Annotated in this window: 17 protein-coding genes; 8 read left to right on the forward strand and 9 right to left on the reverse strand. The window is 74.1% G+C overall.

What is annotated here, in order from left to right:
* Positions 1–43 precede the first annotated feature (43 nt).
* Positions 44–2,389, forward strand: coding sequence for a heavy metal translocating P-type ATPase (locus K7640_RS05400; protein ID WP_222953557.1), 2,346 nt, complete (start codon positions 44–46; stop codon positions 2,387–2,389).
* 244 nt (positions 2,390–2,633) lie between these two features.
* Here the strand turns inward: K7640_RS05400 and K7640_RS05405 are convergent, their stop codons facing one another.
* From K7640_RS05405 to K7640_RS05430, 6 genes are all read right to left on the reverse strand, one after another.
* Positions 2,634–3,500, reverse strand: coding sequence for a universal stress protein (locus K7640_RS05405; RefSeq protein ID WP_222953558.1), 867 nt, complete (start codon positions 3,498–3,500; stop codon positions 2,634–2,636).
* The gene (locus tag K7640_RS05410) at positions 3,497–5,899 is read right to left on the reverse strand and encodes a phosphoketolase (RefSeq protein ID WP_222953559.1); all 2,403 of its coding nucleotides are present in this window, start codon (positions 5,897–5,899) and stop codon (positions 3,497–3,499) included. The genes K7640_RS05405 and K7640_RS05410 overlap by 4 nt, the downstream gene beginning before the upstream one ends.
* A 124-nt stretch (positions 5,900–6,023) precedes the next feature.
* A complete protein-coding gene (locus K7640_RS05415; protein WP_222953560.1) occupies positions 6,024–6,845 on the reverse strand; it encodes a universal stress protein in 822 nt (273 codons plus the stop codon).
* Between the two features lie 162 nt (positions 6,846–7,007).
* Entirely contained in the window at positions 7,008–7,832 is an 825-nt protein-coding gene (locus K7640_RS05420) for an oxidoreductase (RefSeq protein WP_222953561.1), read from the reverse strand.
* Positions 7,829–8,392, reverse strand: coding sequence for a TetR/AcrR family transcriptional regulator (locus K7640_RS05425; RefSeq protein ID WP_222953562.1), 564 nt, complete (start codon positions 8,390–8,392; stop codon positions 7,829–7,831). Before K7640_RS05425 ends, K7640_RS05420 begins: the two co-directional genes overlap by 4 nt.
* 94 nt (positions 8,393–8,486) lie before the next feature.
* Positions 8,487–9,269, reverse strand: a complete 783-nt coding sequence (locus K7640_RS05430) for a PP2C family serine/threonine-protein phosphatase (RefSeq protein ID WP_222953563.1) — start codon at positions 9,267–9,269, stop codon at positions 8,487–8,489.
* 82 nt (positions 9,270–9,351) lie between these two features.
* On the opposite strand from K7640_RS05430, the gene K7640_RS05435 reads away from it, so the two are divergent.
* The 6 genes from K7640_RS05435 to K7640_RS05460 all read left to right on the forward strand — a co-directional run bounded on the left by K7640_RS05435 (position 9,352) and on the right by K7640_RS05460 (position 14,659).
* Entirely contained in the window at positions 9,352–9,585 is a 234-nt protein-coding gene (locus K7640_RS05435; protein WP_222953564.1) for an HTH domain-containing protein, read from the forward strand.
* A gap of 2 nt (positions 9,586–9,587) precedes the next feature.
* Entirely contained in the window at positions 9,588–10,160 is a 573-nt protein-coding gene (locus K7640_RS05440) for a Clp protease N-terminal domain-containing protein (RefSeq protein ID WP_222953565.1), read from the forward strand.
* A gap of 124 nt (positions 10,161–10,284) precedes the next feature.
* Entirely contained in the window at positions 10,285–11,292 is a 1,008-nt protein-coding gene (locus K7640_RS05445; protein ID WP_222953566.1) for a diacylglycerol kinase family protein, read from the forward strand.
* Positions 11,285–12,286 (forward strand): YihY/virulence factor BrkB family protein, encoded by a 1,002-nt coding sequence (locus K7640_RS05450; RefSeq protein ID WP_222953567.1) that lies wholly within the window; start codon positions 11,285–11,287, stop codon positions 12,284–12,286. The genes K7640_RS05445 and K7640_RS05450 overlap by 8 nt, the downstream gene beginning before the upstream one ends.
* 78 nt (positions 12,287–12,364) lie before the next feature.
* Entirely contained in the window at positions 12,365–13,855 is a 1,491-nt protein-coding gene (locus K7640_RS05455) for a phosphatase PAP2 family protein (RefSeq protein ID WP_222953568.1), read from the forward strand.
* Positions 13,856–13,858: 3 nt separating this feature from the next.
* Positions 13,859–14,659, forward strand: coding sequence for an endonuclease/exonuclease/phosphatase family protein (locus K7640_RS05460; RefSeq protein WP_222953569.1), 801 nt, complete (start codon positions 13,859–13,861; stop codon positions 14,657–14,659).
* Between the two features lie 198 nt (positions 14,660–14,857).
* On the opposite strand, the gene K7640_RS05465 is transcribed toward K7640_RS05460, so the two are convergent.
* From K7640_RS05465 to K7640_RS05475, 3 genes are all read right to left on the reverse strand, one after another.
* Entirely contained in the window at positions 14,858–15,493 is a 636-nt protein-coding gene (locus tag K7640_RS05465; RefSeq protein WP_222953570.1) for a GAP family protein, read from the reverse strand.
* Between the two features lie 180 nt (positions 15,494–15,673).
* A complete protein-coding gene (locus K7640_RS05470) occupies positions 15,674–16,636 on the reverse strand; it encodes a TIGR03557 family F420-dependent LLM class oxidoreductase (protein WP_222953571.1) in 963 nt (320 codons plus the stop codon).
* A 90-nt stretch (positions 16,637–16,726) separates the two neighbouring features.
* Entirely contained in the window at positions 16,727–19,513 is a 2,787-nt protein-coding gene (locus tag K7640_RS05475; RefSeq protein ID WP_222953572.1) for an FtsX-like permease family protein, read from the reverse strand.
* A 428-nt stretch (positions 19,514–19,941) separates the two neighbouring features.
* Here K7640_RS05475 and K7640_RS05480 point away from each other — a divergent pair, with 428 nt between their 5' ends.
* Positions 19,942–21,321: a cellulase family glycosylhydrolase gene (locus K7640_RS05480; RefSeq protein WP_222953573.1), complete on the forward strand. Its 1,380-nt coding sequence runs from the start codon at positions 19,942–19,944 to the stop codon at positions 21,319–21,321.
* Positions 21,322–21,352 lie beyond the last annotated feature (31 nt).

Raw genomic sequence — 21,352 nt, forward strand, 5'->3', positions numbered from 1 at the left:
CGTTGCCCTGACCGTCGGGCGCTCCCGCTGAGACGATTCCCGGGTGGGAGCCGAACCGCGCGAGTGCCTGCCGGAACGGCCGGCGAGGGGCCGCCGGGTCAACTGGGCCGAGTGGGCCCCGCTGATCCTGCTCACCCTGGCGGCGCTGGCCGGCGGCGTGCTCTGGCTGGCCGGGCGGCGCGGCGCCGCCGACCTGGTGTGGGCCGCGGTGACCCTGGTCGCCCTGCTGCCCGCCACCTGGGCGGTGCTGCGGCAGCTGTGGCACCGGCAGTTCGGGGTGGACGTCATCGCCGTGCTGGCGCTGGCCGGCGCGCTGGCCGTACGCGAGTATCTGGCCGGCGCGGTGATCGCGGTGATGGTGGCGACCGGGCGGTCGCTGGAGTCGTACGCCCAGGCGCGGGCGACCCGGGACCTGCGGGCGCTGTTGGAGCGCGCGCCGCGGCAGGCCCGGCGGCGCACCGCGGCCGGCGCGATCGAGGTGGTGCCGCTGGACCGGGTGGCGGCCGGCGACCGGCTGGTGGTCGGCCCGGGCGACGTGGTGCCGGTGGACGGCACGGTGGAGGAACCGGCGACGCTGGACGAGTCGGTGGTCACCGGGGAGTCGCAGCTGGTGTCGCGGGCGGCGGGGGAGCCGGTGGCCAGCGGCGTGGTCAACGCCGGCGCCGGCTTCGGGCTGCGGGCGACGCGCAGCGCCGCCGAGAGCACGTACGCCGGCATCGTCCGGCTGGCCGAGGAGGCGACCGCCCGCAAGGCGCCGATGGTCCGGATGGCCGACCGGTACGCCGCCGCGTTCGTGCCGTTCACGTTGGTGCTGGCCGGGCTGGCCTGGCTGCTCTCCGGGCAGTTCGTGCGGGCGGTGGCGGTGCTGGTGGTGGCCACCCCGTGCCCGCTGCTGCTGGCCACGCCGATCGCCATCGTCTCCGGGCTGTCCCGGGTGGCGCGGCGCGGGGTGCTGGTCCGCGACGGCGGTTCGCTGGAACTGCTCGGCCGGGCCCGGACGCTGATGATGGACAAGACCGGCACCCTCACCGCGGGCCGGCCCCGGGCCGCCGAGACCGTGGTCGCCCCCGGCGGGGACCGGGACGAGGTGCTCCGGCTGGCCGCCTCGGTGGAGCAGTTGTCCCCGCACGTGCTGGCCGCCGCGCTGGTCCGGCAGGCCCGGGTGCAGGGGTTGACGCTGGGCGAGCCGACCGAGGTGACCGAGGAGCCGGGGCGCGGGGTGCGCGGCCGGGTGGACGGGCGACTGGTCCGGGTCGGGCAGCTCGGCGGCGAGCTGCCCGACTGGGCCGAGCGGGCCCGGCGGCGCGCCGAACTGGCCGGCCGTTCCGTGGTCTGGGTCAGCGGCGACGACCACCCGCTCGGCGCGATCCTGCTGGAGGACCCGGTCCGCGCCGACGCCCGCCGCACCGTGCGCCGGCTGCGCGAGGCGGGACTGACCCGGCTGGTGATGGTGACCGGCGACCGGGCCCGGACTGCCGAGCAGGTCGCCCGGGCCGTCGGCGTGGACGACGTGGTGGCGCAGTGCTCGCCGCAGGAGAAGGCGAGCAGGGTACGCGCCGAGTCGGCCCGGGCGGTCACGCTGATGGTCGGCGACGGCGTCAACGACGCCCCCGCGCTGGCGGAGGCGCACGTCGGGGTGGCGATGGGCGCCACCGGCGCGACCGCCTCGGCGGACGTGGCCGACGCGGTGCTCACCGTGGACCGGCTGGACCGGCTCGCCGACGCGGTGGAGATCGCCCGGTACGCCCGCCGCATCGCCGTGCAGTCGGCCACCGTCGGGATGGGGCTGGCGGTGGTGGCGATGGTGGTCGCGGCCGCGGGCGGGCTGCCCCCGGTGGCCGGCGCCTTCCTTCAGGAGGGCATCGACGTGCTGGTGATCCTCAACGCGCTGCGCGCGCTCGGCGGCGGGCTGCGCCGCCGGGACGTGCCGCCGGCCACCCGCGAGCTGCTCGACCGGTACGCCGGCGAGCACGCCCCGGTGCGGGACGTGCTGGCCCGGCTGCGGGACACCGCCGACCTGGTCGCCACCCGCCCGCAGTCGCCGGAGTGTGTGCCGGCGGTGCGCGAGGTGCACCGCCGGCTGGTCGACGAGGTGCTGCCGCACGAAACGGCCGAGGAACGGCAGCTGTATCCGGCGCTGGCCGGCCCGCTGGGCAGCGAGGAGGCCACCTCGACCATGAGCCGCGGCCACGTGGAGATCGCCGCGCTGGTGGACCGGGTCGGCGGTCACCTGGCGGAGCACGCCGACGGGCGGCTGCGCCCGGACGAGGTGCCGGACCTGCTGGCCGCCCTGTACGGCCTGGACGCCGTGCTCCGGCTGCACCTGGCGCAGGAGGAGGAGGACTACTTCTCGCTCAACCCCGCCGACGGTGACGGCAACGCCCGCTGAGGCCCGGCTCGGGGTGTCGCGGGCGTGCTCGACCATGTGGCCGGTGTGGCCGGTGTGGCCGGTGTGGCCGGTGTGGCCGGGGGAGTCGGGTGTGTCGCGGGTGGGAGCGGACCTGTGAACGAGCGTGATGACTCTGGGGTATCAAAATACCTCAGAGTCATCACGCTCGAATGGGAACCTGGCCGGCGGAGGTGGCCTGCCGCGTCGCGCTCCGCCGTCCGCCCGGCACGGGCGGGCCGGTGGTTCAGCGCTCCCGGGCGACTGCGACCGGGCAGTGGGCGTGCTGGATGAGCTGCTGGCTGACCGAGCCGAGCAGCATGCCGCGCAGCCCGCCCCGGCCCCGGCTGCCCACCACGACCAGTTGGGCGTCCCGGCTCGCCTCGACCAGGACGCCGGCCGCGTTGCCCGGCACCACCTCGATCTCGACCGGCAGCTCCGGGAAGGTCTCCCGCCACCGGGCGAGGGCCTGCTCGGTGGCGGCGCGGTCCTCGGCGGCGCCGGCGGCGGCCTCCTGCTCCGACGGCCCGCGCCGGTCCGACGGCGGCTGGGTGACCCGGACGACCCGCAGCGAGGTCCGCCGCTGGGCCGCCCGTTCGACGGCGAAGCCGAGCGCCACCTGCGCCGACTCGGAGCCGTCGAAGCCCACCACCACGGGCCCGGCCGCGACCGGCTGGGCCTCGCGGACCACCACCACCGGGCAGTGCGCGTGGGCGGCCACCGACACGGCGGTGGAGCCCACCAGCAGCCCACCGAACCCGCCGTGCCCGCGGCTGCCGAGCACCAGCACGCTGGCCTCGGCGGACCGTTCCTGCAGCACCAGCGCGGGCGGGCCGTCGAACACCTCGCCGTGCACGGTCAGCCCGGGGTGCGCCGCGGCGGCGTCCGAGGCCGCCTTCTGGACCAGCCCCTCGACCTCCCGGCGGGCGGTGTCGTCCGGCCAGACGCCGGGGGCGACGCCGGGCCCGACCCAGCCGGCCACGGTCAACCACTCGAAGACGTACGCCAGGCGCACCGGCCGCCCGGACCGGCCGGCCTCGGCCAGCGCCCAGTCCAGGGCGACCGCCGCGTCGGCGGAGCCGTCGTACCCGACCAGGATCTCCTCGTCGCTCATGACTCCCCCCGCAGTTCCTGCTCGGTCTCCCGGACCCAGCGCCACTCGGCGACCCGGGGGTCGTCCTCGCCGTACCTTCGGGTGTAGTCGCGGCAGGACTGCCGGGTGTCCACCATCTCCTGGCGCAGGTGGGCGGCGCGGGCGGCCAGCCCGGGCACCCGGTCGATCACGTCGATGACCAGGTGGAAGCGGTCCAGGTCGTTGAGCATCACCATGTCGAACGGGGTGGTGGTGGTGCCCTCCTCCTTGTAGCCGCGCACGTGCAGGTTCTCGTGGTTGGCCCGGCGGTAGGTGAGCCGGTGGATCAGCCACGGGTAGCCGTGGTAGGCGAAGATGACCGGCTTGTCACGGGTGAAGATGGTGTCGAACTCGTTGTCGGGCAGGCCGTGCGGGTGCTCCGAGGGCGGTTGCAGGCGCATCAGGTCGACCACGTTGACCACCCGGACCTTCAGCTCCGGCAGGTGCTGGCGCAGCAGGTCGGCCGCGGCCAGGGTCTCCAACGTCGGCACGTCGCCGGCGCAGGCGAGCACCACGTCCGGCTCGGCCTCGTCGTCGGTGCTGGCCCAGTCCCAGATGCCCAGGCCGCGCCGGCAGTGCTGGACCGCCTCATCCATGGTCAGCCAGTTCGGCGCGGGCTGCTTGCCGGCCACCACCACGTTGATGTAATGCCGGCTGCGCAGGCAGTGGTCCATGGTGGAGAGCAGGGTGTTGCCGTCCGGCGGCAGATAGACCCGGACCACCTCGGCCTTCTTGTTGACCACGTGGTCGATGAAGCCCGGGTCCTGGTGCGAGAAGCCGTTGTGGTCCTGCCGCCACACGTGGCTGGAGAGCAGGTAGTTCAGCGACGCGACCGGCTCCCGCCAGGGGATGTGCCGGGTCACCTTCAACCACTTGGCGTGCTGGTTGACCATCGAGTCGACGATGTGGATGAACGCCTCGTAGCTGGTGAAGATGCCGTGCCGGCCGGTCAGCAGGTAGCCCTCCAGCCAGCCCTGGCACAGGTGCTCGGAGAGCACCTCCATCACCCGGCCGTCGGGGGAGAGGTGGTCGTCGCCGGGGACCGCCGCCGCGACGAAGGCCCGGTCGGTCACCTCGAACGCCGCGCCGAGCCGGTTCGAGGCGACCTCGTCCGGCCCGAACAGCCGGAAGGTCTGCGGGTTGCGGGCGATGACGTCGCGTACCCAGGGGCCCAGCGCGCCGGTGGCGCCGGCCATCGGCTCCCCCGGGCGGGGCACGGCGACCCCGTACTCGCGGAAGTCGGGCAGGTCCAGGTCGCGCAGCAACCGGCCGCCGTTGGCCACCGGGTTGGCGCTCATCCGCCGCTCGCCCTTCGGGGGTACGCCGGTCACCTCGGCCACCGGCACGCCGGTGGCGTCGAAGAGCTCCTCCGGCCGGTAGCTGCGCAGCCAGCGCTCCAGCTCGGCCAGGTGCGCCGGGTTGTCGCGGACCTCGGCGATCGGCACCTGGTGCGCGCGGAAGGTGCCCTCCACGTGCTTGCCGTCGACCTCCTTCGGGCCGGTCCAGCCCTTCGGCGTGCGCAGCACGATCATCGGCCAGCGGGGCCGTTCGACGGGACCGCCGGAGCGGGCCGCCCGCTGGATCTCGGCGATCTCGTCGCAGACCCGGTCCAGGGTGGCGGCCATCAGCTGGTGCACCGCCGCCGGGTCGTCGCCGGCGACCACGTACGGCCGGTAGCCGTAGCCGCGCATCAGGTCGAGCAGGTCCTCCTCCGGGATCCGGTCCAGCACCGTCGGGTTGGCGATCTTGTAGCCGTTGAGGTGCAGGATGGGCAGCACCGCGCCGTCGCGGGCCGGGTTGAGGAAGACGTTCGACAGCCAGCTGCCCGCCAGCGGGCCGGTCTCCGCCTCGCCGTCACCGATCACGCAGGCGACCAGCAGGTCCGGGTTGTCGAAGGCGCCGCCGTACGCGTGGCTCAGCGCGTACCCCAGCTCGCCGCCCTCGTGGATCGAACCCGGCACCTCCGCCGCCACGTGGCTGGGGATGCCGCCGGGGAAGGAGAACTGGCGGAACAGCCGCTGCATGCCGGTCTCGTCGCGGCTCACCGAGTGGTACAGCTCGCTGTAGGTGCCCTCCAGCCAGGTGTTCGCCACGATCGCCGGCCCGCCGTGCCCGGGGCCGGTGACGTAGATGGCGGACAGGTCCCGCTCGACGATGACCCGGTCGAGGTGGGTGTAGATCAGGTTGAGCCCGGGGCTGGTGCCCCAGTGGCCCAGCAGGCGCGGCTTGACGTGCTCGGGTCGCAGCGGTTCCCGCAACAGCGGGTTGTCGAGCAGGTAGATCTGCCCGACGGTGAGGTAGTTCGCCGCGCGCCAGTACGCGTCGAGCCGGCGCAGCTCGTCTTCGGTCAGCGGGCCGTGCAGGTCTACAGCGGTGTCCATGCTGCGTAAGCCTCTCGCGGGTCGGGGACTTCTGCACCCGGAAGCGCTTTTTCGGCCGGGCCGGTCCAGCGTCGCGTCCCGCCCCGCCCGCCGGTCAGGGCCGTTGGTCCCGGGCCCCCGGGTGTCATGCCCCGTCCGCGGGTGGCGGCGCCAGTCCGCGTACCACGAGGACCGGGCCGGGGGAGTGGTAGAGCAGCGACTGGCTGACCTCGCCCAGCATGCCGCGCCACGCCTCGTCGCCCCGGGCGCCGACCACGGTCACCTGGGCGGAGCGGGACTGTTCCAGCAGGACGGTGCCCGGGTCGCCGGAGATGGTGTGGCACTCGGCGGCCACCGCCGGGTGCCGGCGGGCGGCGCGGGACACCAGGTCGAGCAGGAGCTGGTCGTCGCGGGGCCGCCCCGGCTCGGCCACCTGGACGGCGAGCAGTCGGGCCGACCGGCGGGCCGCCTCCGCGAAGGCGAAGTCGAGGGCGGTGCGGGAGCTGTCCGAGTGGTCGACGCCGACCAGCACCGGCCCGGCGGGTGGGGGTTGCGGGCGGACCACCAGCACCGGGCAGCCGGCGCGGGCGGCGAGCTGGACGGCGGGCGCGTCGGCCGGTACGCAGCGGCCGCAGCCGGCCATCCCGCCGTCGCCGATCGCCACCAGGTAGGCCGACTCGGAGCGGCGGATCAACGCCGTCACCGGTGAGCCCTCGACGATCTCGCCGCTGACCGGCACCGCCGGCTCGACGTCACCGGCGGTGGCCGCAGCCCGCTCGATCAGGTTCTCCGCGTCGTCGCGGGTGACGCCGCCCGGGGCCTCGAACGCGGCCTCCCAGTTGAACGCGTGCAGCAGGGCCAGCGGCCGGTCGTGCGTGGCGGCCTCCCGGGCGGCCAGCCGGACCACCTGCATCGAATCCTCGGCGGGCCCCACCCCGGCCACGACCGCGTCCGCGGGTGTGGTCATCCGGCACTCACCTCCCCTCACCCACCGTAATCCCACCCACTCATCCCCGTGCCCGATCGGGGTGTAAGGAGGGTGCCCTTATTAACGCATTTGGTAGAGGCGGGGCCCCTTATTAACACCTCCTGTTAATAAGGGGCCCTTCCTTACCGCCGTGGGGACTACTCAGCGGAACTGGAGCCGGTTGACCGCGTCGAACAGCCGCGCCCCGAACAGCCGGCGGCCGTGCACCATCACCCGGGCCGCCGCGGTCACCAGGTAGCGGGTGCGCGGGCGGCGGGCGGTGACCGCACGCTCGATCACCCGGGCCACCGCGTCCGGCTCGGCGGCCAGCAGCGGGTTGCCGTACGACTTGGCCATCGCGGCGTCCACCGCGCTGACCATCGGCTGGTACGGGCCGGCCGGTCCCGCGCCCCGGCCCAGCGAGTCGGCGGCGACGGCCCCGAAGCCGGTCCGGATCAGGCCCGGCTCGACGATCGCCACCTCGATCCCGAACGGCCGGACCTCCTGCCGCAGCGCGTCGGAGATCGCCTCCACGGCGTACTTGCTGGCGTGGTAGTAGCCGCCGCCGGGGAAGACCAGCCGGCCACCCATCGAGCTGACGTTGACGATCCGGCCCCGGCCGGCCCGGCGCATGCCGGGCAGCACCAGTTGGGTGAGCCGGCTCAGGCCGAAGACGTTGGTCTCGAACTGGGCGCGTACCCGGTCCAACGGGGCTTCCTCGATCGGGCCGTACTCGCCGTAGCCGGCGTTGTTGACCAGCACGTCGACCTGGCCGTGTTCGGCCTCGACGGCGGCCACGGCGGCGCGCATCGACGCCTCGTCGGTGACGTCGAGCGGGAGCAGCCGGGCGCCGCTGTCGGCCAGGTCGGCGATCGACTCGACCCGGCGGGCGGTGGCGTAGACGGTCAGCTCGGGCCGGCGGGCGAGGCGCCGCACGGTGGCCCGGCCGATGCCGGAGGAGGTGCCGGTGATCAGGACGGTGGTCATGCGGGGTCTCCCGGTCGGGTGAGGCCGGCGACGATCAGCGCGACGCCGTCGCGCAGCCGCTGCCGGGGCAGGTCGGGGTCGGTGAGGTCGGCCTCCAGGCCGCGGGTGAGCGCGACCAGCACCTCGGCCACCGCGGCGGCCCGGGGGCCGGCCGGCTCGGCCAGGGCGCCGGCCAGCACCGCGGTCAGCTCCCGGGTGTACGCCGCGGCGAGGTCGCCGGTGAGCTTGCCGCTGGCGTCGAGCAGCTCGGCGGCGTGCCGGCTGTCCCGGTGCAGGGTGAGGGTGAGGTCGAGCTTGGCGTCGAGGACGGCCAGGAGGCGGTCGGCGGTGGGCGTACCGGGTGCCGCCGCGGCGGCCCGGGCCCGGGCGAGCGAGGCGTCGAAGAGCCGCTCGGCGAGCCGCCGGTAGGCGTCGTCCTTGTTGCGGACGTACTGGTAGACGGCGGGGCGGGACATGCCGGCGGCGGCGGCGATGTCGTCCATGGTGGTGCGCCTGATCCCGTGCCGGGTGAAGCACTCGTAGGCGGCGGTGAGGATGGCATCCAGCCGGTCGCTCGACATGCTGACAACTATTGCACAGAACGTCAGCCCGTCAACGTGCAAGGAAGGTGCCCTTCTTAACAGACGTCTGTTAAGAAGGGCACCCTCCTTGCATCTAGCGCGGGTGGGCGCGGAGGACCACGGCGGTGGCGTTGTCGTCGCCGCCCGCGTCGAGGGTGGCGGCGAGCAGGTCGCGGACCGCCTGGGCCGGGGTGGCGGCGGCCAGGTGGCCGCGCAGCCCGTGGTAGTCGACCTGGTCGCTGACGCCGTCGGTGCAGAGCAGCCAGGTGTCGCCGGCGCGCAGCGGCACGGCCAGCAGGTCGGCGTCGGGGCGTTCCGGGTGGCCGAGGTAGCGCAGCAGCTGGTAACGGGCGCGCTCGGCCTCGGGCGAGTCGGCGGCGTACCAGCCGTGCAGCACGCCCAGCCAGGCGGCGGTGTGGTCGACGGTGAGCAGTTCCAGCAGGCCGTCGCGCATCCGGTAGGCCCGGGAGTCGCCGAGCTGGGCCAGCCACACCTGCCCGCCGTCCGGCTCGGCCACCAGGGCGGTGAGCGTGCAGCCGGTCAGCTCGTGCAGGGGGGCGCCGACGGCGCGTACCCGGGTCTGCGCCTCGGCGGTCGCGGCTCGCAGCGGACCGGCGCCGACCTCGGGCCAGGCGGCGCGGATGCCCGCGACGACGGTGGCGGTGGCGGTGGCGCCGGCCAGCCGGCTGCCCTCGCCGGAGCCCATCCCGTCGACCACCGTGACGAACGGCAACTCCTCGTCGACGTGCAGCACGTCGAAGTTGGCCGGGTAGCGGTCGCCGACCACGCTGCCGCCGGCGATCTCCAGCTCGACCCGGCCGGCCAGGTGCCGCCGCACCTGAGGTACGGGCTGGTCACGGCGGGGACGGAGGCGCACGGGCTGACGCTAGCACCGGCCGGACGCGACGCGCGTGTCAACCAGGGTTGACAAATCCTGCTCGTCAACCTAAGTTGACAGTATGAGTCAGGCAACGGAACTCGCGGCAGCCGCCGGCAGCACCGACCCCAAGGTCGGGCTCCGCGCGGTGCTCGCCCTGCGCCGGCTCCTCGAACGGCTCGAGGTGGTCCAGGTGGACAACGCCCGTCGACAGGGCTGGTCCTGGCAGGAGATCGCCGAGGCGCTCGAGGTCAGCCGGCAGGCGGTCCACAAGAAGCACGCCGGGCGACCGGCGGTGCCCGGCAGTTGGGAGTGATGATGTTCGAACGGTTCACCGACCGGGCCCGCACGGTCGTCAAGCGGGCGCTCGACGAGGCCCGGGCCGAGGGGCGGCACCCGGTCGGCACGGAACACCTGCTGCTCGGCGTCCTCGCCGACCCCGACGCCCTCGCCACCCGGCTGCTCGCCGAGTCCGGGGTGGGCGCGGACGACCTGCGCGCCCGGATCCGCCGACACACCGGCAACGGCGGCCTGGCCGAGGCGGACGCCGCGGCGCTGCGGGAGATCGGCATCGACCTGGCCGCCATCGTGGCCCGGATCGAGGAGTCCTTCGGCCCGGACGCGCTGCGCGAGGCGGCGCCCCCGCCGCGCCGCCGCTGGGGCCGCCGCCCGCACCTGGGCGGCCCGTTCTCGCCCCGCTCGAAGAAGGCGCTGGAGCTGTCGCTGCGCGAGGCGATCCGGCTGCGCCACCGGCACATCGGCACCGAACATATCCTGCTCGGGCTGCTCCGGGAGGGCGGCGGCCTCGGCGCGCTGGTGCTCACCGAGGCCGGGGTGGACCTGGCCGACCTGCGCCGCCGGGTAGAGGAGGCGCTGCGTACGGCGGCCTGAGCCGCCACCGGCGGAAGCCGCGCCGGCCGTCCGGCCGGCGCGGCGCGGTAAACCTCTTTGCGGCACACGCAACGTCCCGCCCTGTCGGGTCGCTGGCCGGCCCGATCTGCTGCACACTTGCGCCGTGGATGGTGGAGATGGCAAGCGTCCGGTGACCGCGGACAACCCCGCGCCGCGTTCCGCGGTGGTGGTCAACCCCGCGAAGGTGACCGATCTCGACGAGTTCCGGCGCACCGTGAACGACGCCCTCGGCGCGGCCGGCTGGCCCGAGCCGGTGTGGCACGAGACCACCGTCGAGGACCCCGGCCGGGGCCAGACCGAGGAGGCCGTCCGGGCCGGCGCCGAGGTCGTCTTCGCCTGCGGCGGCGACGGCACGGTGATGGCCTGCGTCACGGCGCTCGCCGGCACCGACACCGCCCTCGCGGTCCTGCCGCAGGGCACCGGCAACCTGCTCGCCGCCAACCTGGGGCTCTCCAACGACCTGGCCGCCGGCCTCCAGGTCGCCGTCGAACGCGGGATGCGCCGCCTCGACGTCGGCGTGGTCGACGACCAGTGCTTCGCGGTGATGGCCGGGATGGGCTTCGACGCCCAGATGCTCGACTCCACCTCCGAGACGACCAAGAAGCGGATCGGCTGGCCGGCGTACGTCGTCGGGGCCGCGAAGCACCTGCGGGACCGGCCGATGCGGGTCTCCATCCGGATCGACGGCGAGCCGCCGGTGCGGCGCCGGGCCCGGTCGGTCCTGGTCGCCAACGTCGGCCGGCTCCAGGGCGGGGTACGCCTGCTCACCGACGCCGAGCCCGACGACGGCTGGCTCGACGTCGCGGTGCTCACCCCCCGCCGGGTGCGGCACTGGCTGAGGATGGGCTGGGCGCTGGTGCGCCGCCGCGGCAGCGTGCCCGGAATGGAGGTGTTCCGGGCCCGCAAGGTCGAGATCGCCAGCAACCGGGCCCAGCCCCGGCAGCTCGACGGCGACCTGATCGAGCCGGGCCGCTCGCTGCGGGCCGAGATCCGGCCGCAGTCGCTGTGGCTGTGCGTGCCCCGGCCCGAGCAGCACCCCGACCTGGCGGTGGACGCCGACGCGGTCGGCGAGCGCGGTGAGCGGCTCGTCAAGAAGGCCCGCCGTGAGTAGCACCAGGCTGGTCCCCGAGACCCGGCTGATGGCCCGGGAGGAGCTCTCCGCCGACGACGCCTGGCACACACTGCGCCGCCACGGCGGCTGGCACCTGCTGCGGGACGCGTTCATCCGGTTCCGCTACGGCGACGGGTTCAGCCACTCCCGGGCGTTCGCCCTCCAGCTCTGCCTCGCCGTGGTGCCATTCATGATCGCGCTCACCGGTCTGATCAGTGAGATGGGCGTGGAGGAGGGCGGCCAGGTGGTCGCCGACACCGTCCTGGCGCTCACCCCCGGCCAGAGCGAGCAGATGGTGCACGAGCTGCTCGGCGACACCGAGCGGATCGAGCGCGCCGGTGAGCTGGCGCTGACCCTCGGTCTGATCACCGGGCTGGTCGCGCTGACCACCACGATGGCCCAGATCGAGCGGGGCGCGAACCGGATCTACGGCGTCGAGCGGGACCGGCCCGCCCTCGCCAAGTACCTGCGGGCCGCGGTGCTCGCGGTCGTCGCCGGCCTGCCCGCCCTGGTGGGCTTCCTGATCCTGGTCGGCGGCCGGGCGATGGGCGACTCGGTGCAGCGGCACTACGAGTGGGGCGAGTTCGCCAACGACACCTGGAACGTGATCCGCTGGCCGCTGAGCCTCGGGCTGACCGTGCTCGCGGTGGCGGTGCTGTTCCGGCACGCGCCCCGGCGCCGGCAGCCCGGCCTGTCCTGGCTGTTCTTCGGCGCCGGCATCGCCACCGTGCTGTGGTGGATGGCCAGCCTGATGCTCGCCGCGTACGTGAAGTACGGCGGCGGGTTCGGGCAGACCTACGGCGCGCTCGCCGGCATCATGGCGCTGCTGCTGTGGGCCAACCTCACCGGCATGGCGCTCTTCGGCGGGCTGGCCTTCGCCGCCCAGCTGGAGGCGATGCGGATCGGCGTCGAGGAGCCGGCCCAGCCGGACCTGTGGCAGCCGGAGGCCCGACAGGGCGAAATCATGGACACCGGCGAGATGACCGCCCTCTGACCGCCGCCCCCGGTGTACGCGGAGCGCGAACGGGGTACCTCGCGGCTCGCCAGGTTGTGGCACTACAGGAGGTGCGGCGTGACCGCGGTCAAGGAGTCCGGGCGGCGACCGCTCGAGCATTTCGCCGGGCGCAGCGTCGCCGGGCTGGTCGGCATCGCCGCCGCCGGGGTGGGCTTCGGCCTGCTGCTGATGCTGGTCCGGGTCAAGTGGGGCCCGCTCTACGACGTGGACCACGGGATCGCGGAGTGGTTCAACGGCCTCGTCGCGCCGCACGGCGCCCTGGTCACCGTGCTCCAGGCGATCACCGACCTGGGCGGGCGGCCGGTGATGATCTGGCTGATCACCATCGCCGTGGTCGGCCTGCTGATCCGCCGGCAGCCCCGGCTCGCGGTCTATCTGATCATCACCGGGGTCGGCGGGCTGATCCTCGACCCGTCGCTGAAGACCCTGGTGGGCCGGCTGCGCCCGGTGGTGGACGTGCCGCTGTCCGGCTACGCCGGCAACAGCTTCCCGTCCGGGCACGCGCTCGGCTCGTTCGTCGCGTACGGGGCGCTGCTGCTGGTCTTCCTGCCCGCGATGGCGCCGCGCTGGCGCAAGCCGGCCATCGCGCTGGTGGGTCTGGTGGTGTTCCTGATCGGGCTGACCCGCATCGCGCTCGGCGTGCACTTCGTCTCCGACGTGCTCGCCGGCTGGCTGCTCGGCGCGTTCTGGCTCGCCGTCTCCGCGTACGCCTTCCGGCTGTGGCGGCGCGAGCGCGGCCGGCCGGTGCCGCCGATCACCGAGGGCCTGGAGCCGGAGGCCGGGCACGAGATCAGCCCGGCCCCCGACGAGGAGCGCGTGCTGGCGCACCCGCGCTCCGCCGTCGCCGAGCTGGTGGTCGGCTGGGTGCTGGTCTTCGGCGCGCTCTACGGCTTCGGCATGCTGGTCAGCTACCACGCCGGGGGCACCTTCTTCGACACCCTGGACACCGAGGTGCCGCGCTGGTTCGCCGAGCGGCACACCGACGCGCTGACCAACCTGAGCTGGTGGTGGAGCAAGTTCGGCGACACCCACGCGATCATGCTGGTCTCGCTGGTCTTCTGCCCGGTGGTGCTGGCGATCTGGCGGCGCTGGCGGCCGGTGCTCTTCGTGGTGCTGGCGATGTTCGGTGAGCTGAGCCTCTTCCTCGCCTCGGCCCGGGTGGTGGACCGGCCGCGCCCGCCGGTGGACAACCTGGACGGGCAGATGCCCACCTCGTCGTTCCCGTCCGGGCACATCGCGGCCACCATCTGCCTCTGGACGGCGATGGCGATCATCGTCTTCCCCCGGACCGACCGCTGGTGGCGGTGGCTCTTTGTGGCGATGGCGGTGATCATGCCGGTGGGCGTGGCCGTCTCCCGGATGTACCGGGGCATGCACCACCCGACTGACTTCATGGGCGCGATCCTGCTCAGCGCGCTCTGGCTGGGGCTGCTCTACTGGGTGGTCCGGCCGAACGCCGACGTCTACGAGGGCAACCAGCCGAGCATCGAGTCGGAGGACGTGCACACCCTCGACGACGAGCTGGCCAAGGCCGCCCGGCCGGACTGACCCGTGCTGCGGGTGATGACCTGGAACATCCGGACCGGTGGCCGGGACCGGGGCGGCGCCGACCGCCTCGACCGGGTGGTCCGGGTCGTCGCCGCCGCCCGCCCGGACGTGCTCGCCCTGCAGGAGTTGCGCGACTTCGACCGGGGCGGCCTGCTGGCCGAGGTCGCGGGCCGGCTGGGGCTGCGCCCCCACCTGGCCCGCTCCTGGTTCGGGCAGCCCGTCGCGGTGCTGGTCCGCCCGCCGCTGCGGGTGCTGCACGCCGGCCGGGTGCGCCGGCCGTTCCACCACGCCGCCGCCCGAGTCACGGTGGCCACCGACGCCGGGCCGCTTACCGTGTTCAGCACCCACCTCAATCCGTACGCCGGTGGCGCCCGGCGTGCCGAGGCGGACTGGCTGGCCGCCGCGGTCCGCCGGGCCGGCCCGCTGGCCCTGCTGGCCGGTGACCTGAACACGCTGGAGCCGGCGGTGGACCACACCGAACGGTTGGCCCGCCTGCCGGAGCACTACCGGCGCCGGCACCTGCGCCGCGACCGTCGTACGGTCGACACCCGCGCGGTGGCCCGGCTGCTCGCCGCCGGCCTGGTCGACCTCTGGGCGGCCGGCGGTGCCCCGGCGGCCGACGGGCTGACCGTGCCAACCCGGCACGGCGGGGCCGAGTTCTCCGGGATGCGCCTGGACTACCTGCTGGGCAGCGCGGCCGTCGCCGGGGTCGCCCGCGACTGCCGGGTGTTGCGCGACGACGAGACCGACCACGCCTCCGACCACTATCCGCTGCTGGTGGAGCTGGCGCTCGACCCGGCCTGACGAGCCGCCGTCCGGCGTGCCGCGCTGCCCGGGCGTGCCGCGCTGCCCGGGCGTGCCGCGCTGCCCGGGCGTGCCGCGCGGGACCGGCCGGGTGGTCTTTCGCGTTGATACCTCTGAGGTATAAAAATGACTCTGAGGTATCACGCTCGTGAGGGTGCCAGGCTCCCGGCACGTCACCCTGAGTGAGATGGGTGACCGCTACGCCAGGTCCGACCCGACGATCAGCACGAAGATCACGATGACGAGCTCGTTGACGATCCAGGAGTTGGCGTTCGCCCAGTCGCGCAGCCGCGGCAGCGCCCGGGTGGCCCGGTCGCCGAACACCAGCAGCGCCAGCAGCGGCAGCGCCAGCAGCAGCATGGTCAGCACCACGAACGGCAGCAGGTGCGGCCACGGCTTGTCGTGCCCGGCGAGGCTGCCCGCCACGCTGGCCATGGTGACCTCGTCGCTGGGCATGGCGAAGAAGAGCAGCGCCCCGAGGCCGAACGCGAAGGCCGGGCGGGGATCCTCCAGTTTGACCATCCACGACGGCGGCTGGGTGCGCTTGCGCCTCAGGAAGACGATCACCATCAGCACGATCAGCAGGGCCAGCACGATCCAGTCGATGAGGTGCCGGCTGCCGCTGTCCCTGGTCCCGTTGGCGGCCCCGTGCCGCACCGCGCGGAACACCACGTACCAGACGGTGACGGCGACCAGGGTGCCCAGCGCCGCGCCGATCAGGTACGCGACCGAGCTGCGGCGCGGGTCCCTGCTCGCGGCCAGGAAGATCGCGCTGATCAGCTGCGGGCCGGCGACCATCACGAAGGCCAGCGGCAGGACGGTCAGCAGGTTCACGGCCTCATTCTGTTGCCGTCGGCACGGCGGCGGGCCGGCTTCTACAGAACCAGGTTCAGCAGCACGGTCAGCACGACCGAGGCGAGGATCGAGAAGAGGATCATCAGCAGGCAGCCGAGGCCACCGCCGAGCGGCCGGATCTCCGTGTTGCCGATGCGCATCGATGTCACCTCGTCGGGGTCACAGCTCGCGCAGCCGGGGGAGCAGCTGCTCCTGCGCCCAGTCCAGGAACATCGGCTGGGTGTCCCCGCCGACCTGGACGACCGCCACGTGGGTGAAGCCGGCGTCGACGAACTTCTTGACCGCTGCCACGTGCCGGTCCACGTCCGGGCCGCAGGGGACGCCGTCGGCCACGTCGTCCTCCCGGACGAACTGGGTGGCGGCGGCGAAGGCTTCCGGGTCGGGCAGGTCGGCGTTGACCTTCCAGCCCATCCCGAACCAGCGGAACTGGTCGTGCGCGATCTTGCGGCACTCCGCCTCGTCCGGCCCGTAGCAGATGGCCACCTGCCCGTAGCGGGGACGGCCCGCCCCACCGGCCTCCTCGTACATCTCCACCAGGTGCGGCAGCGGGTCGGTGGCGATCAGCGCGTCGCCGTAGTCGGCGGCCAGGGTGGCCGACTGCCGGCCGGAGGCGGCCACCGCCATCGGCACCGGCCGCTCCGGACGGTCCCAGAGGTACGCGTCGGGCACGTCGAAGTGGTTGCCGGAGAAGGTGAGCGTCTCGCCGTTGAGCAATGGCCGGATGATCTGCAGGGCCTCCTCGAACATCTCGTGCCGCTGCTGCACGTGCGGCCAGCCGCCGACCACGTGCTCGTTGAGGTTCTCGCCGGCGCCCAGCCCGAGGGTGAACCGACCGTCCGAGAGCAGCCCGACGGTGCTCGCCTTCTGCGCCACCACCGCCGGGTGGTAACGGCGGATCGGGCAGGTCACGAAGGAGAGCAGCTCGGCCCGGTTGGTGGCGTGCGCGACCGCGCCGAGCACCGACCAGGCGTACGGGGAGTGGCCCTGGGACTCCAGCCAGGGGTAGTAGTGGTCGGACATCACCAGGTGGTCGAAGCCGGCCGCCTCGGCGCGTACCGCGTAGTCGACCAGTTCCTTCGGCCCGGCCTGCTCGCACATCAGGGTGTATCCGAAGTTGACCATCGTGCTCTCCTTCCGGGCGGATCGTCACCGGATACCCCGTCGCGCGTCGATCAACCCTGGAGTCCGTCCGGCCACGGTGGCCGCTGACGATCACTCCTCGGTGAGCAGGCGGGCGGTGGGCAGCCGCCGCAGCAGCACGGCGGGGGCCAGGCCGGCGAGGGTGGCGAGCAGCAGCGCGGCCGCGCCCGCGCCGCAGGCCACCGCCGCGACCCGCCCGTCGAGCCGCCCGACCAACAGGGCGGCGGCACCGGCGCCGGTCAGCGCGCCGGCGGCGGCGCCGAGCAGCCCGATGCCGGCGGCCTCGTAGAGCACCAGCCGACCCAGCGCGCCCTCCGGCCAGCCGATCGCCCGCAGCGTGGCGAACTCGGCGGCCCGCTCCCGGACGTTCAGGTACATCACGTCGACGGTGCCGAGCAGCCCGAACAGCAGCACCCCGGCCGCGGCGACGAGATCGAGCCCGCGTACCTGGACGGACACCGCGCGGCCGAGCAGCGAGCCGACCATCCCGTCCTGGAAGGCCCAGACCCCGGCGGCGACCAGCGTCACCGAGGCCACCCCGACGGCCAGGCTGCCCACCCCGGCGGCGGTGCGCGCCGGCACCCGGGCCAGGTTGGTCAGGGCCAGGCCCAGCACCGTGCGGCTGGTCGTCGCCCGGCGGGCCGGCACCACCGCCGGATGCAGCACCGCCGCCGCCCGGGTCCGGGCGGCGCGTACCGCGGGGGCGACGCTCGCCACGGCGGTCAGCAGCACACCGACCGGCACGCACAGCAGCGCGGTGCCGGCGGAGATCCGCACCCCGGCGAGCCCGGCGACCGGGATCGCCAGGGCCGCGCCGGTCAGCCCGGCGAGCAGCCCGACCGTCGCCGACTCGGCGAGCACGAGCGCGGCGAGCCGCCACGCCGGCCAGCCGACGCAGGCCAGCACCGCCAGCTCCCGGGACCGGCCCCGGACGGCGGTCGACACCGCGTTGGCGACCAGGAAGCCGCAGACCACCAGCAGCAACCCGAGCAGGAAGAGGTTCTTGCGATCCATCGCCGCCACGATCTGCGTGGCCACGCCCTGCTTCGTCCACAGCTCCGTCACCGCCAACCCGGGCCGTCCGTCGGCGGCGGCGGGGAGTTGGACGGTCGCCGGCACCGCCGACGAGCCGAGCAGGATCCGTACGTCCAGGCCGGTACGCCGGACGATCTCGTCGGCGACCATCCGCACCCGCTCGCGGGCCACCGCGTCGAACCGGTCGATCCCGGCCACCCGGACCCGGACCGCACCCAGCGGCGCCCGCGCCAGCCCGGGGTCGGCCGCCAGCAACGGCCGTGCGGCGGTCAGCGAGGTCAGCAGCGTCGGCGCCCGGCCGGGATAGCCCAGCGGGTCGTCGTTCGGCAGCAACCCCCGGCCGCCGAGCAGGTCGCGGGAGCGGGCGTCCGCGCCGACGGGCGCCGCCTGCCGGTAGTTCGCCAGCCCGGCATGCGCGTCGTCGGCGCCCACGGCGGCCGGGTCGAACCGGCCCACCGGTTCGAGGGTCCACTCGTCATCGAGCCGGGGCTGGGGCAACGGCGTGGCGTCCCGCCGCACCGTCCGGCCGAAGAACCAGGAACGGTAGGACCAGGTGTCGACGCTCTGCTCGGTCAGGGACGGCGGGGGGCCCGGAGCGGCCGGCGCCAGCCGGTGGTCGGCGTCGGGCTCCTCCGCCGGCCCCGGTGGGCCGGGCCGCAGCACGGACGAGACCGCCGACAGGGGCGTCCCCGGCGCGGCCAGCGCCGCGTCGACCGTGTCCCGGTAGCGCTGCGCGAGGTCGTACCGGGTGGTGTGCGGTGTCGTCCCGGCGGCCCGGTCCAGCCGTTGCCAGGCCGCGCGGGTGTCGGCGGTCACCGCGTCGGCGTACCCGTCGGCCAGCCGCGCCGTGCCCACCTCGATCTGCTGGTCGATGCCGGGCTCGGTGGCGGCCAGCACGGGCAGGCGGCGGCTGCCCGGCGGCGGCTCCGCCGGGCGCAGGTGCCGGCCGGCGCGGACCGTGCCGGCCAGGCCCAGCAGTTCGTCCTCCGCCACCGGGTCGATTGCCGCGAGCGTCATCGGCACCACCACCGGCAGGTCCACCTCCAGCCGCGGGGTACGCGGTATGTCGCTCACCGGCTGGCCCAGGGTGATGATCGAGGCGGCCCGGAACGTGCCGTCCGGCATGAGTTGGAAGGCCCGCACCGGGCTGACGTGGGTGCGCCGCAGGTCGGGGTCGTTGCTGCCGACCACGGTCGGGCAGATCTGCCGGCGGGTGCCGCCGGGTGACACCTCCAACGGGCCGGCACCGCCGCTGCCGGGACACTCCAGCCCGGACCGGGTGGGATCGACCCGGGTCCCGTCGGCGTAGACGAGACGCTCGCCCAGCTCGGCGAGTGGCACCAGCGGTCGCCGCGAGACATAGACGTAGAGCGGCGCCGCGGCCAACCGGGTGAGCCCCCGGTCGGCGCGGACCAGCGGGGCAACCTTGATCAGTTGCTGTTGCGCGGTGCGGTCCACCAGCGCGGTGACGTCCACCCGCACCCGGGGCGTCACGTCGGTGACACCGAGGACGGCGAGCGGGGCGGCCACCTCGACGCCCGGCACCGCGCGAATCCGGTCCCACTGCGCGAGGCTGATCCCGCCGCCCGGATCGACGACCTGGTCGGCCTGGAGCAGGTCCCCGCCCGGCCGGCCGGCCGGGCGGACCAGGATGTCGTACGGCGGCCGGAACCGGTCGTCGACCGTGCCGCTGGCGACCAGCCGGGAGGTGGTGGCGGCACCGCTGAGCACGACGAAGCCGGTGGTGGCCAGCAGCACGGCGGCCAGCACGCCGGCGGTCCGGCCACGCGAGTGCCGCAGCTGGGCCCAGATCGTCCGCAACATCGGCCACCGTCCTGTCCGTCGGAGCAACCGGTCCATCCTCGGGGTTCCGGATCGTCGCGTGTTGCCCGGTTGATTGCCGGACGCGCCCACCAGGGATCCCGGCATCACCGGCTCAGCGGGCAAATCGCACCCCTGCCTGCCGTCTTGACGCGCGGCGTCCCACTGCCTAGGGTCCGCCTTAACCGGTTCAGACTCCGGTAGTGCGCATCCTGTGGTGGGGATGACCGCCTCTGCGGTGGTCCGTGGCAGCACGGGCCACCGCAGAGCCGGGCCAGCTACTTAACCGGTTGCTTTCATCGATTCCGGTGCCTACGCTGATGCGTGCGCCGCCGGGAGCCGGGCGGCGGCTGTCGGGCTGCAGCCGCCTTCCGCTGTCACCACCACCGCACCCCCACCTGGGCACGGGGGAGACCTCCCTGAGGAAGGCCATGAAGAAGACCCTCTCCGTCGCGGGCGTCGCCCTGCTGACGGTCCTCGCCGCCGTGTTCGCCTTCGGGCAGCCGGCGCAAGCCGCCAACGGCTTCACCGTCGCGGGCGGTCGGCTCTACGACGCCAACGGCACCGAGTTCGTGATGCGTGGGGTCAACCACGCGCACACCTGGTATCCGCAGCAGACCACCTCGTTCGCCAACATCAAGCGGCTCGGCGCGAACACCGTCCGGGTGGTGCTGGCCAGCGGCGACCGCTGGACGAAGAACAGCGCCGCCGACGTGGCGAACGTGATCTCGCTGTGCAAGGCCAACAAGCTGATCTGCGTGCTGGAGGTGCACGACACCACCGGCTACGGCGAGGACGGCGCCGCCACCACGCTGGCCAAGGCCACCGACTACTGGCTGAGCATCGCCGACGTGCTCAAGGGCCAGGAGAAGTACGTGATCGTCAACATCGGCAACGAGCCGTACGGCAACCAGGGCTACGGCAGCTGGGCCACCGACACGGCGAACGCGATCAAGCGGCTGCGCACCGGCGGCCTCACCCACACCATCATGGTCGACGCCCCGAACTGGGGACAGGACTGGTCCTTCACCATGCGCGACAACGCCGGCACGGTGTTCAACGCCGACCCGCAGCGCAACACCGTCTTCTCGATCCACATGTACGGCGTCTTCGACACCGCCGCGAAGGTCAGCGACTACCTGGGCCGGTTCCGCACCGCCGGGCTGCCCATCGTGGTCGGTGAGTTCGGCTTCAACCACTCCGACGGCAACCCCGACGAGGACGCCATCATGGCCTACAGCCAGGCCAACGGGATCGGCTACCTCGGCTGGTCGTGGAGCGGCAACGGCGGCGGCGTCGAATACCTGGACATGGCCACCAACTTCGACCCGAACCAGCTGACCAGCTGGGGCCAGCGGATCTTCAACGGCGCCAACGGCATCAAGGCCACCGCCCGGGAGGCCTCGGTCTACGCCGGCACCTCGCCCAGCCCGACCACCAGCCCCACCACCAGCCCGACCCCGACCACCAGCCCGACCACGAGCCCGAGCCCGACGAACCCGCCGCCGGGCGGGGGCTGCACGGCCAGCTACACCATCGTCAACTCGTGGCAGGGCGGCTTCCAGGGCGAGGTGAAGGTGACCGCCGGGTCGGCCGGCATCAACGGCTGGTCGGCGAGGTGGACGTTCGCCAACGGCCAGACCGTCAGCCAGTCGTGGAACGCCACGGTCAGCAACAGTGGGTCGACGTACACCGCCCGCAACGTGGACTACAACGGTCGGCTCGGCGCCGGCGCCAGCACCAGCTTCGGCTTCATCGCCAGCTGGAACGGCAGCAACGCCGTACCCGCGGTCGCCTGCACCGCGAGCTGACCGGCGCGGGTGGCCGGGCCCGTGCGGCCCG

Source organism: Micromonospora sp. PLK6-60, assembly GCF_019890675.1.
Lineage (GTDB): Bacteria > Actinomycetota > Actinomycetes > Mycobacteriales > Micromonosporaceae > Micromonospora.

Coding starts and splice junctions, on each gene's coding strand:
- K7640_RS05405 (WP_222953558.1), bottom strand. CDS start 3,500: ATGAGCGACGAGGAGATCCTGGTCGGGTACGACGGCTCCGCCGACGCG.
- K7640_RS05420 (WP_222953561.1), bottom strand. CDS start 7,832: ATGACCACCGTCCTGATCACCGGCACCTCCTCCGGCATCGGCCGGGCC.
- K7640_RS05415 (WP_222953560.1), bottom strand. CDS start 6,845: ATGACCACACCCGCGGACGCGGTCGTGGCCGGGGTGGGGCCCGCCGAG.
- K7640_RS05440 (WP_222953565.1), top strand. CDS start 9,588: ATGTTCGAACGGTTCACCGACCGGGCCCGCACGGTCGTCAAGCGGGCG.
- K7640_RS05425 (WP_222953562.1), bottom strand. CDS start 8,392: ATGTCGAGCGACCGGCTGGATGCCATCCTCACCGCCGCCTACGAGTGC.
- K7640_RS05480 (WP_222953573.1), top strand. CDS start 19,942: ATGAAGAAGACCCTCTCCGTCGCGGGCGTCGCCCTGCTGACGGTCCTC.
- K7640_RS05410 (WP_222953559.1), bottom strand. CDS start 5,899: ATGGACACCGCTGTAGACCTGCACGGCCCGCTGACCGAAGACGAGCTG.
- K7640_RS05475 (WP_222953572.1), bottom strand. CDS start 19,513: ATGTTGCGGACGATCTGGGCCCAGCTGCGGCACTCGCGTGGCCGGACC.
- K7640_RS05470 (WP_222953571.1), bottom strand. CDS start 16,636: ATGGTCAACTTCGGATACACCCTGATGTGCGAGCAGGCCGGGCCGAAG.
- K7640_RS05435 (WP_222953564.1), top strand. CDS start 9,352: ATGAGTCAGGCAACGGAACTCGCGGCAGCCGCCGGCAGCACCGACCCC.